Raw genomic sequence first — 12,286 nt, 5'->3', positions numbered from 1 at the left:
TTGCCCTGCTCCTTTATTCAAATTCAACAGCTAACCTGACAGCATCCATTCTGCTTTTTAAAAGTGGATGAGTTTATCCTTGTATATCCGAATGAAATTTCAATATCTGTTTCTATTGCTGGCCATGTTCAGCAATGTTACCCGTTCCTACGCTCAAAGCGAGCAAGGAACACTTCACGGGCGTATCGTCAACGCCGAAGACAAGCCTGTCTCAGGCGCGTCCATCGCATTTCAAAACACAACATTAGGCACGATTACAGATGAAAAAGGCCAATTCAGCCTCACCGGCATTACACCAGGCTCTTACATTCTGACCGTTTCCAATGTCGGTTATACTGCATACACCCAAAGTATGCGCATTTCGAAAGGGAGAAACGCGTTTCTTAATCTTCAACTGTCCGAAAGCAACCAGGAGCTGAAAGAGGTCATTGTTAGTGCCGCCAAAAACAGTTACCAGGTTTCATCGTCCAATAGTTCCACGCGCCTGGACGTGCCTTTGCTGGAAACGCCTCAATCGGTGCAGGTCGTTTCTTCCGCCGTTCTGCGCGACCGGCAGGCATTTACCCTCAACGAGATCGCGGGTACATTCACGGGCATGAAAGCCAATAATGGCAATGGTTCATTTCAAATACGCGGCTTCACAGCTTACTCTCCGAATGATGCCAGTTTTTTGCTTTTTAACGGCATCCGGGGCAACCTGTATTTGTGGAGCCAGCAGCCGCTGCTTTACAACATTGAATCCGTAGAGTTGCTGCGCGGGCCTTCGGGAGCTTTGTTCAGTGAGGGTTCTCCGGGTGGTGTTGTCAATTTTATTACAAAAAAACCATTGTCGGAAAAGCGCGCAAGTGTGGACCTTTCGCTGGGCAGCTGGGGATTCGGAAGAGCTTCCGCCGACTTTACGGGGCCGGTTTCGGGTAACAAAAAACTGCTGTACCGCGCTATAATCGGTTATGATCGCTCCGAAAGTTTCAGGGATTACCAAAAGAAGCAAAACCTGCTCATCGCCCCGTCGCTGACCTACCTTGCCAGTGACCGGACTTCGCTTAACCTTGAACTCAATTATACTTACTCCAAAGCCGTTCAGCAGTATGACAATGGAAGTTATGTTTACTCCCGCCCGGATGGAACCTTTGATTTCAACCATTATCCCAACAACCTGACAATCCAGAGCCCGACCGATTATGGGAAAACGCACAATGCATCGGCTACGCTGAGTTTCAACCATCAAATCAGCCAGAATCTTAAACTCACCGTTGTGGAACGAGCAGTGCGGAATGTACTGGATTATACAGACCATATTCCGGTAGGAAGGATCCGTAATGATTCCATCAGCCGGGGATTTCAGGATTGGGAAACGGACAGGTTCAGCCTGCAAACCACTGCTTTTGCAACCTATACCACCAACACAGGACCGCTGGGGCACCAGATTATCGCAGGCTCGGATTACAATCGCTACGGCTGGACGCAAAACGACTATCAGTACAAGCCTTCGACCCGCATTTCTATCCTGCACCCGGATTATGCGGGCAGTATTCCCGATGCCTCCGTTCCGGCCGACGAATCGGATGATAACAAGCGCATTACCAACCTGATAGGAGCTTACATTCAGGATCAGATCAGTGTGGGCGACAAATTGAAAGTGTTGCTCTCGCTTCGTTACGACAACTACAATGGTAAGGAAACGCCATTGTCGGATCGTGACAACAAGCAGGGCGACGAGCTGAAAACCTCAGGCTGGATCCCGCGGGTGGCCCTGGTATATCTGCCGGTAAAGAACGTATCTATTTACGGAACCTATCTCAAATCGTTCAATCCGCAAACCTCCAACAATGTGCTCTCAGGCGGACCATTCCCGACCCGGCAGGCGACGCAATATGAAGTAGGTTCCAAAGCGGACCTGATAGGCAACCGGTTGTCGGCTACATTATCCCTTTACCAGATCAATTATGCCAATATCCTGACGGCGGCCCCCACGGAAGAAAACTCGCACCGGCAAGCTGCCATTGATGGCACGCGCAGCCGAGGCGGAGAATTTTCAGTTGTCGGAAACCTGAACAGATTGAGCCTGATCGCCGGATATGCTTTCAATGAGCACGAGCTGATAAGCACGACGAGCTATGGTAAAAAAGGGGACCGTTTTGCCAATGCGCCTAAGCATCAGATCAACTTCTGGGGCAAATATGCGCTTCCATCCCAGGCGCTCAAAGGGCTGGGAATTGCTGCGGGCGTGCGTTATGTGAGTGATCAGGTGGGCTTGCTAAGCAATCAGAACTTCGTTTTTCCGTCCTACACGATGCTGGATGCTGCCATTTCGTATTCGCGCAACCGATATCAGGTTCAGGTTAATGCTTATAATCTGACTAACAAGCATTACTTCACAGGAAGCAGGTCGGGCGTAACATTGGCAGGCCTGGGCGATCCCTTTAATGTACGGGTCGGCATTAGTTATCAGCTCTGGTAAGTCGAAGGGTTTATGAAAAAGACAAAATTCACACGGGGCCTGTTCAAGCTGCATAGCTGGCTTGGGCTGGTAACGGGCGTATTCCTGGTTTTGTTGGGGTTAAGTGGTTCCGTTCTTGTTTTCAAAACTGAGCTCGACCATCTGGCCAACCGTAACCTGCTTCGCGTATCTCCGGCGGCGACCCACGTGCCGGAAGACGCGCTAATGCAATGCTATAAAACGATCACCGCCCGTTATCCAAACCTGGACGGCATTGCCTGGCTTAATCCCGACGCAGGGCCGGGTGATGCTTATGATTTCAGGATTTATTTCAATGATGCTCGCTTGCTAACTTATGACCTGGCATTGATCTCGTTCAATCCTTACACTCGCGCTATTCTCAGGGAAGGGCCTGCTAGCCAGTTTGTGCCGAGTTTTATTGAATGGTTGTTCCAATTCCATTTCAGCTTCCAGCTGGGCATCCCAGGCGCGGCGCTCACGGCTATTTTTGGTATCACAATGTTGTTGTCCGTGCTGACCGGCGCTATTGTTTATAGGAAAAATATCTGGCGCGTCCTGTCTTTTCAAATTTCCATCAACCGGAAAAACTGGCGCACGATCAGTTCCGATTTGCACCGGATTGTGGGGGTATGGTCAATGTTGTTCAATGCTATTATTTTCTTCACCGGCTTTTGGATGAACCTCTTCGCTTTTGAACCCAAAACCTGGGAGAAAGAACTCCTGCCAGGCAAACGGAACAATGCAATGACGGTTTCGGCCGACGAAATGCTCCGTGCTGCCAGGAAGGCGCTGCCGGATCTGGACCCAACCTATGTGTATCTGCCTACGCAACCTGAACGAAAATTTGAAGTCAGAGGCTATGAGCAGGGACAATGGAAACTCTGGGGTGCTTTGAATTCAGTGAGGATTGATCAATACACAGGTAAGGTTTTTAAGATCAATACATTAGCAGATAAATCTGTCGGCGAACGCATTGAAGCAACGTTTCATCCTTTGCATGTTGGCAACTTTGGCGGGCTGCCCGTCAGGATATTTTATGTGATCATCGGGCTGACGCCCGGGTTGCTGGCCGTGACGGGTTTCCTGCTTTGGTGGCGGCGGGCAGGGAAGTCTGAGCCGGACCGTTCAGCGATTTCCCGCTAAGGTGAGCGCCTCATGCACAACTTCGCTGGGATAATCGTTCAGTTCCAGAATCCGGATGGCATTGGTTGTCACCAGTTTGCCCGGTTTCAGCTTGTAGTCGAAAATGACGGCATCCTGGTGAATGACTTCCGTAAAGTGATAAAGGTCAAAAGTGTCCGCCAGAAAGTTGGAAAGCTCCCGGTCGTGCGTTGAGGCGAGCGCCAGATTGCTGCCTTGTGTGAGGTAACTGAGCACCGATTTGCCGATAGCAATGCGCTCAACCGAATTGGTGCCCTTAAAAAGTTCGTCCAGCAGAAACAGGTTGGAATGGCCCGACCTGCTTTCTTCCAACAGATTTTTAATGGTAAGCACCTCTTCGAAATAATAACTTTTGTCCCCCAGCAAATCATCCGAGATGCGGATAGACGAATGTATTTTCATGGCAGTCATAGCAAATGCATGGGCAAAGCATGTATTAATGGTTTGTCCAAGCAGCGCATTAATGCCCACGGTCCGGATGAAAGTGGTCTTTCCCGACATATTGGAACCTGTCAGCAATGCAGATTTAGTTTGTAATGTTAAGTCATTGGCCACGCCGTCAAATATCAGCGGGTGGTATACACCCCTGATTTGCAGGTGCTTTAACTGTAAATGAAAGTCAGGCTGACAAGCGTAGGGGACACTTTCTCTGAGTGCGAGTGTTGACAGGGCAATGTCGGTTTCCGCAACGAACCGGAAAACATCCTCGATGTGCTGTCTTTTGGAATCCAGAATTTTCAAGATTGTAAAGAGCAGCACAGGCTCAACCAGAAGCAGTGCTTTAAATAATTCAAAAACATAATCAACAAACATGCCGATCTCACCTTGCAGCTTGGCCTCGATCTTGAAAATGGACATGGGCAACCCCAATTGATCCAGCATACTGACCTGCGCTTGCAATGCATTGTTTTGCGCTGTGAATTCCGGGTTTTTCAAGATGCTGCGGGCTGTTTGGGTCAATATCAAAAGCTGTGGAATGGAGCTTCCGTATTGGTATAGATTGTTCTTGTTCCAATAGTGGATACCCAGATTCACAGGCAGCAGGACGATCAGGAAAATCAGGATCTGCGGTAAGAAGAAAGCCATTATAACAGAAAGCACGCTGACCGCAGAAAGTAGTTTGATAAGCCAGTACCAGCCTGGCCTGGGTGTGTACTTGCCGTGGAAAAGCGACGTGATATAGTAAGCGTCGTTTTTATTAAGTTTTGAAATCTCTGTGGTGGTTGCGGCCCTTAATGCAGGATCGGCTTGAAAAATAGAGATAACGTTTTCCAAGCGCTCCTTGCGGGCGTCACCCAGGGGAATTACCCGCATGAAGTAATACAAATACTGCTGACCGACGCAGGAAACAGTCCTGTCGATAAACTTAAAAACGTCTTCAAGGTCCAGATCCTGAAATGTTCTGTCGGAAATTACCTGGAAAACCCCATCCCGTTTATCATTAACAAAATACTTTTCGATCTGACCAAAATTGAAAAATCCCTTTTTTATTTGGGCAATATGGTCCTTATCCGATGAGGTTTTCGAAGACATTTCTATAAGATAAATTATAAGGGCAAAAAGCAGCCAGCCCCAAAGCCAACCGAACCCAGGATCAATTTATCATTTTAGAAAAGAAGTATTTTGAAAGTGTTATGAGCGGTATCATTCCAGCCAGGCCCATCTTTTTGCCCAGTCTGTCAGGAATGCTTTTCGGTGTTTTGAGATGGTTTTTGCGCCTTGCTGCTGGTCTATGAAAAGATTGGGGTCCGGGAGGTCGCCGTACCAGTTTTTGCCGAGCTTGTAGTCGTGCGGTTCGGTTTTTCCGGGCCAGGGTGCGGTGCTGACGTATTTTCCGGTATTACCATTGAGCTCTGCAATGCTGCTGATGGTGGTATATTCGCCCACCTCGACTTGCTTGGGAGAGTAGCGAACGGCGTATTTACCGTCGCCAATGTAATAACCAGGCCATTGCTGACCGCTGATGCTGAGCGTGAACACAGCCGAGTCGGCGGGAACATTAATGTTTGGTCCTTGAAACCGCCACTCAATGACGCCGTAAGTGGCTACGGTGTCGGCAGTGGTGGTGTTGCGATCGAAAATGGTTCTCGAACTCCTTGTGATCGGCGTGAAAGAGCCGCCCCAGCTTTCGCCTGTCGGCTGATCCGGATTGCCGTGCATGACATAGGCCAGCGAAGGTGTGTCGCCCATTTTAATGTTGCCTTTGTAATACTTAATAAAATCCTTTCCCATTGCTCCGCGGCCTTTGATGTAATTCGGATAATAGGCTTCTGCCGTTATGTCTGCGGACGATCCGGCATCCATAAACCAGCCGCGGTAAGTGGCGTTGCATTCGATCATCCAAACATCCGGGTGGTTGGCGGCGATGTAGTCATAGGCATTCACGCCCCATTTTTTATTCGGGCCGCCGATCCAGTACACCCGTATGTTTTTCGCGATCTCCGGCGCATCATGCAATGCTTGTGCAACATCTTCGATACCACCCCATACCAGCACCCAAAGCGGCTGGTCGGAAGACTTTTTAGCACAAGAAATGAGCCATTCTGAACCCTCCGTTTTTTCGGCGAAACCCTTATAAGGCGCCCACGCTGTTGCTCCCTGTTTGCACACATTGCGCAATGTAGCGGGCTCGGGAAAGGCCTTTTGATGCTTTTTTAGTTTGGGAAGATCCTTTTCATACAAATCAATCATATCCAGGATGTCCTTTTTGCGACCGGTCTGGAACGAAGTGGAAACCAATCCTTCAATTTGAAAACGGTCTGCATACATCAGCAGATGGATCATCGATTGGAAATCATCCGGATCGGTCCCGCCGATATCGGTGCTGATGAAAATGCGGGGTTTTTGCTGCGCATGGGCCGAAAAAAAGCTCATAACCAAACAAATGGTCATGAGCAATGGGATATAAATACGGATGTTTTCCCTTCTTAAAAACAGTAATTTCATCGTTATTCCGATCAGTCAGCACCGAACATCCGGCACACTTCATTTTACTATTACAAAGGTAAAAAGAAAGTAATCGAAAAAAATAGAAATTAAATGATAGTTATCACGGATGGAGTTTAATAGTAAAAGTAGTGTGCATATAGCTGCTTACATCTATCTAAAAATGCCTGTGATTATTTCTTCAAAACTTTCGCGCGGTCAACGGATCCGTCGGCGAAAATTACTTTAACTATGTACAGCCCGGCCGGAAAATGGTTGATATTGAATTCTGATACCGCATTCGACGAATCATTGTTTTTCTGGTCCATTATCAATTTTCCGGAAACATCCATGAATTGCACGCGTGCGATCTTATCCAGATCTTTCGAAAGAACGGAAAGGCGGTCAATGGTTGGGTTTGGATAAAGGGCTGTTCTGTTGGCAGACTGGAAATTAATACTCCTGATCCGGCTGAATGCAAAGGTCCCGTCCTTATCGATCATTTTCAGTCTGTACAAGTTGTTGCCGGTCTTTGGCGCATTATCCGAGAAAGAGTAGGAGAGTAGCTTGGTGCTTTCACCATTGGAAATTACACTTCCTACTGCAATCCACTGTTTGCCGTTTTGGCTGCGTTGTATTTCAAAACGATCACTGTTTGTCTCCGCTGTTGTTGCCCAGTTTAACGTAACCGAGGACTGCTCGCCTTTATTTACATCGAAGCTTAAAAGCGTCACGGGAAGGGAAACTTCTACATTCGAGACAACATTACCGTTCAACGATATTTTTCCAGCGGTCGAAAGCGCTCTTCCCGAAAGAGTTGCACCCGCTCCCAGTGAGATGGCGCCTTCATTAACAACGGTGCCGATAAAATCAATGTCTGCTGCCAGGTTGAAAGCACCGTTGACTACCCAGTATACGTTCTTGGGCAATGTTCCGCCGGTTAAAACGATATTTGCAGGTGCGTCCACCGAAAGTGCTCCTCCTATCTTGATGATAAAAACAGCATCTGGATCATTGTTTCCGTTTAAAATAAGGCTGCCTGAAAAAGAAGTGGCCTCTGTGCTGCAATGCACGCCTGGGGCAAGCAGCGTCACGCCGTCCAGTGTGGCGGCTAGCGGAAATCCGCATGGATTAAGTGTTCCACTGGTCAGCACGCTATAAGCCGTAGCAACATCTGCGGCAGCCGCAACACCCTGGGTATCGCCAAAGTGGCTCTGCCCGACCAGCGTAACTGCATTGCCGGTCACAGCGCCTGTCCCGTTTCCGATGTCGCCGGTAACCAATGTTGTTCCTGTATTAGCAAACTCCCCAGCGGATGTATAAAGTGCAAATGTCTCAGCCCCGCCGAAAGTAGGCACGGTTTGAGCCATGCTTAAATGGCAAAGTGCAGAAAGCGAAACGGTAAGAATGTTGAAGAAGAAAGATGTTTTCATATATGCTTGAATAAATTGTGAAAGTATTTTCACCGCACAAATATGACCTTAACCCCTTCAAGTAATGTTATAGCATGTGTAGTATTAGTTATAACATTCACACGTTTTCCAAATTCCCGCTTCTTTTACCTTTTAATTGTTTATAAAAAGACGGCGTAAGACCCGTGATCTGCTTAAACTGATTGGACAAATAGGCTACGCTGCTGTAATTCATTTTGTAAGATATCTGCGTCAGGTTCAGCTCGTCGTAAAGGATCAGTTCTTTTACCCTTTCAATTTTGTGAATGATGATAAATTGCTGGATCGTAATGCCCTTTACCTCGGAAAATACATTGGCCAGATAGGTGTAATCATAACCCAATTGCTGGCTGATGTAGTCTGAATGATTGATTTTGGGAAATTCATCAGAATGGTGGATCATCTGAATAATGAGATTTTTAATTTTCTCAATCAGAATACTTTTTTTATCATCCATCAATTCCAGCCCGGATTTGAGCAGGTTGTTTTTTAGCATTTCACGCTGCTGCGGATATATTTCACCTGCAATTTCCACCATGCCCAAGTCAATGAGCGAGTAGGCTATCTCCAACTTGCGCAGTTCCTCCTCAACCATCATTTTGCACCGCAAGCTGACCATATACTTAATGTAGAGTTTCATTCAAATTGCGATCTATGGTTTGTTGATGGTCGCCAGCGTTCGCACGACCCGGCAAGAAAAGTAACCATAATAAATCAACATCCGACGAAATGAAATTTAATTTATACAATGAATTCTACGTATAGACTGACGGCCATATTATAAAGGAGTCAGTTGTGTGATGTTGCGACCATGCACGAAGGAATACTCTGGTCTGCCGGACCCAAACAACATCATGTACATATGGCATTATTTTTCAATAAAATGCCGGTTTATTTATAAAACACATCAAAATACAGTCAATACTAATCAAATCCTGAAATGTATTTGGTATTATATTGTGTTAAAATTGTATTGTAGAAACCGATTGAAACTTGTAGTATCATCACGAACTAATATTCCCCTATGAAACATTAATCCTGGTTTTCATTACTCACCTTTAAGCTAAACTCAATTTTATGAACCCATTTAGACAAAATCCCCTCCCGGGACTTTGCAGGCTTCTTTGTGCCGTCACGGTAGCAGGGATAATGCATTCTCCGGGCATTTTACAAGCTGCACCCGCACCCGTAGCGGCAGCAAACAGTCCGCACAGGCGCATTGATAAAACCCTGACCGGGAAGGTTATTGATGAAAAAAATACGCCGTTGCCTGGCGTAAGCGTCATTATCAAAGGGACCAGCCGGGGAACGACCACTGGCACCGACGGAAGCTTTACACTGGTGGTTGAAGATGCGGCTCAGACGCTGACCTTTTCTTTCATAGGATACACATCGCAAGATGTAGCCATTGGCAATCAATCTGCATTTAACATTACATTACTGCCTAGCAGCGAGGAGCTTACAGAAGTTGTGGTGGTAGGATATGGCACGCAATCTTCGGCGGCGGTAACGGGCGCGGTGAGCAACATTCAGGCCAAAGACCTCATCCGTACGCCATCGGTTGGTACTTCTGATGCGCTGGTGGGCCGCGTTCAGGGGATTACTGCCCGAAAAGCAGATGCCCGTCCGGGTGCTGCGACCACTATCCAGATCCGGAACCTGGGAACCCCGCTTTTTGTCATCGACGGAATTCCCTCCGATGCGACCAACTTCAATAACCTGGGTCAGAACGATATTGAAAGTGTTTCGATCCTTAAAGATGCTTCTGCCGCAGTATATGGACTCCGTGCAGCGAACGGGGTTGTTTTGGTTACGACAAAAAGAGGAAAAGCAGGGGATGGTCCCGCCCGGATCAACATTTCGGGTTACTATGGTTTGCAGAATTTTACGCGTTACCCCAAGCCGGCGAGCGCTTACCAGCACATGCGGGGGCTTGTGGAATCGGACGTGAACCAGGGTCGTACGCCTTCTATTACGCCTGAGGAACTTGCCAAATGGAAAGCAGGGAATGAAAAGGGTTATCAGAGTTTTGATTATTACAAAATGGTAATGCGTCCTAACGTGCCGCAATATTCATTGAATGCCAATGTATCCGGCGGCACGGAAAAGATCAGCTACTTCCTTTCTGTGGGTCATTTGAGCCAGGATGCCCTTATCAAAGATTACAGTTTTAAGCGTACCAACGTGCAGGCGAATGTGGAGTCGAGCATTACCAAGAGGCTGAAAGTCGGCGCGCAGATCAGTGCCCGTATCGAAGACCGTTTTCAGGTGGGTGTGCCTGGGCTGGACGATTATTTCAACCCTTTCCTGAGCATATTTACCATGTGGCCAACCGAACGCCCTTATGCCAATGATAATCCGAAATACATCAACCAGACTCACAATGTAAATGTGAACCCCGCTACCTATAAGCGGGATATTACGGGTTATATTGACGAGATCACACGCGTGGTGAAGGGCAACTTTTATGCAGAATACGATTTTGCATTCGGCCTGAAAGTGAAGGGAACGTATTCATATCAATACCACAATTTCGATTTTGATGGTTTTGAATACACTTACGATGCTTATAAATATGATGAGGCCACCGACAAATACAATGTCGTAGCGGGTGGGGGAAACCAGAATCCATGGCGTGAGCGTCGCAAACGCAACATTGTGGACCGCTTCGCACAGTTGCAGCTGAATTATAGCAAAACCTTCGGCGATCACGAGCTTTCCGCTGTTGCAGCCTACGAGCAATCGGACAATGTGAACACTTACCTGGTTGTGCACACCGTTCCGCCAAACAATTACATTCCATTGATGTCTTTTGCGAATCAGGATTTGCTGATCGATGAGTGGAGTACGGAAGCGCGCGCAGGATACATTGGCCGTGTGAATTATAATTTTAAACAAAAATATTTGCTTGAAGCGGTGGGCCGTTACGATGGCTCTTTCCTATATGCACCCGGAAAAAGGTTCGGTTTCTTTCCCGGCGTTTCCGCGGGATGGCGGATCTCAGAGGAGAATTTCTTCAAGGGAAAGCTTGAAAACGTGTTCAGCAGCCTGAAAATCCGCGCTTCTTATGGTCGCACGGGGAGTGACAGGAACGCCACTGTTGTCAATGAGCCGTTCATCGTATCGCCATTCAGTTATTTGCCCGGCTATAACTTCCTGCAGGGAAGCGCCATTTTCAATGGACAATACAACATTGGCGTAAGGCCGCGCGGGTTGCCCATTACGACGCTTTCCTGGATCACCAACATTTCTACCAACCTCGGAATTGACTTCGGTCTGCTGGGCGGGAAATTGAATGGTCAGGTTGATATTTTCCAAAGAAAAAGAGACGGACTTCCTGCTGCCCGTTATGACGTGCTGCTGCCATCAGAAGTAGGCTATACATTGCCCAACGAAAACCTGAACAGCGATACGCACCGGGGAATTGAAGGGGTGCTTACCTACAAAAGCGCAGTAGGTCAAATTGATTACACAGTTAGTGCCAACGCAACATTATCCCGCCGCCGTGACCTCGATTTCTACAAACCGCGTTTCGGGAACTCCTACCATGAATACCGCGACTCGTACGTAGACCGCTGGGGCAACATTAACTGGGGTTACCAGGTTGAAGGACAGTTTCAGTCTCAGGAACAAATTGAGAGTCACCTGATTGACAATGACGGACAAGGCAACCGCACACATCTTCCAGGGGATTTTATTTACAAAGACGTCAATGGTGACGGGATCATTAACACCCTGGACGAGCGCCCGATCGGTTATGCAGAAGGCGCCAATCCTTACCTGAGCTTTGCGCTTAATGGCAGCGTTTCCTACAAGGGTTTTTCGTTGTTTGCCGATTTTGCCGGAGCCTCGTTACAAAGTTTTCAGCGTGCTTTTGAATTAAAAATCCCTTACCAAAACAACGGGACATCGCCGCATTTTATGCTCGAAGACCGCTGGCACCGCGAAGATCCTTTCGATCCCAACAGCAAATGGATCCCCGGAACTTACCCTGCGATCAGAAAGGACAATTCCAGCCATGTGAATTTCCGTAAAAGTGATTTCTGGATCACCAATGTGCGCTATATACGCCTCAGAAACATTGAGTTGGGTTATAGTTTTGATCAAAAAGTTTTCAAAAAACTGGGAAGCAGCGGCCTTCGCATTTATGTGAATGCCAGCAATCTGTTCTCGATCGATAATGTCAAGAAATATGAGATCGATCCTGAGATTTCGTCCGGTAATGCGCTCGTGTATCCGCAGCAGCGATTGTTTAATGCCGGTTTTAGTATCAATTTCTAATTCAAAT

At 47.4% G+C, this 12,286-nt stretch carries 7 protein-coding genes; 3 read left to right on the top strand and 4 right to left on the bottom strand.

Features of this window, described 5'->3' with window-relative positions; genetic code table 11:
- Positions 1 to 91 precede the first annotated feature (91 nt).
- Both LZG74_RS10300 and LZG74_RS10295 read left to right on the top strand, forming a co-directional pair.
- Positions 92 to 2,461, top strand: a complete 2,370-nt coding sequence (locus LZG74_RS10300) for a TonB-dependent receptor (RefSeq protein WP_233796496.1) — start codon at positions 92 to 94, stop codon at positions 2,459 to 2,461.
- A 12-nt stretch (positions 2,462 to 2,473) separates the two neighbouring features.
- Complete coding sequence (locus tag LZG74_RS10295; protein ID WP_233796495.1) at positions 2,474 to 3,604, top strand: PepSY domain-containing protein; 1,131 nt, start codon at positions 2,474 to 2,476, stop codon at positions 3,602 to 3,604.
- Here the strand turns inward: LZG74_RS10295 and LZG74_RS10290 are convergent.
- The 4 genes from LZG74_RS10290 to LZG74_RS10275 all read right to left on the bottom strand — a co-directional run bounded on the left by LZG74_RS10290 (position 3,587) and on the right by LZG74_RS10275 (position 8,638).
- Positions 3,587 to 5,155, bottom strand: coding sequence for a MutS-related protein (locus tag LZG74_RS10290; RefSeq protein WP_233796494.1), 1,569 nt, complete (start codon positions 5,153 to 5,155; stop codon positions 3,587 to 3,589). The two genes, LZG74_RS10295 and LZG74_RS10290, sit on opposite strands and share 18 nt — an antisense overlap.
- A gap of 111 nt (positions 5,156 to 5,266) precedes the next feature.
- Positions 5,267 to 6,568 carry a nucleoside hydrolase-like domain-containing protein gene (locus LZG74_RS10285; protein ID WP_233796493.1) on the bottom strand — a complete coding sequence of 434 codons (1,302 nt, stop codon included), beginning with the start codon at positions 6,566 to 6,568 and terminating at the stop codon, positions 5,267 to 5,269.
- 173 nt (positions 6,569 to 6,741) lie between these two features.
- Positions 6,742 to 7,980, bottom strand: coding sequence for an ice-binding family protein (locus LZG74_RS10280; protein WP_233796492.1), 1,239 nt, complete (start codon positions 7,978 to 7,980; stop codon positions 6,742 to 6,744).
- Between the two features lie 97 nt (positions 7,981 to 8,077).
- Complete coding sequence (locus LZG74_RS10275) at positions 8,078 to 8,638, bottom strand: AraC family transcriptional regulator (protein WP_233796491.1); 561 nt, start codon at positions 8,636 to 8,638, stop codon at positions 8,078 to 8,080.
- A gap of 437 nt (positions 8,639 to 9,075) precedes the next feature.
- On the opposite strand from LZG74_RS10275, the gene LZG74_RS10270 reads away from it, so the two are divergent.
- Positions 9,076 to 12,279 carry a TonB-dependent receptor gene (locus tag LZG74_RS10270; RefSeq protein WP_233796490.1) on the top strand — a complete coding sequence of 1,068 codons (3,204 nt, stop codon included), beginning with the start codon at positions 9,076 to 9,078 and terminating at the stop codon, positions 12,277 to 12,279.
- Positions 12,280 to 12,286: the final 7 nt, after the last annotated feature.

The sequence above is a fragment of the Dyadobacter sp. CY327 genome, from assembly GCF_021390415.1.
GTDB classification, from domain to species: Bacteria; Bacteroidota; Bacteroidia; order Cytophagales; family Spirosomataceae; genus Dyadobacter; species Dyadobacter chenhuakuii.
The sequence above is the reverse complement of the archived record's forward strand: the minus strand, read 5'-3'. Positions and strand labels throughout refer to the sequence as shown.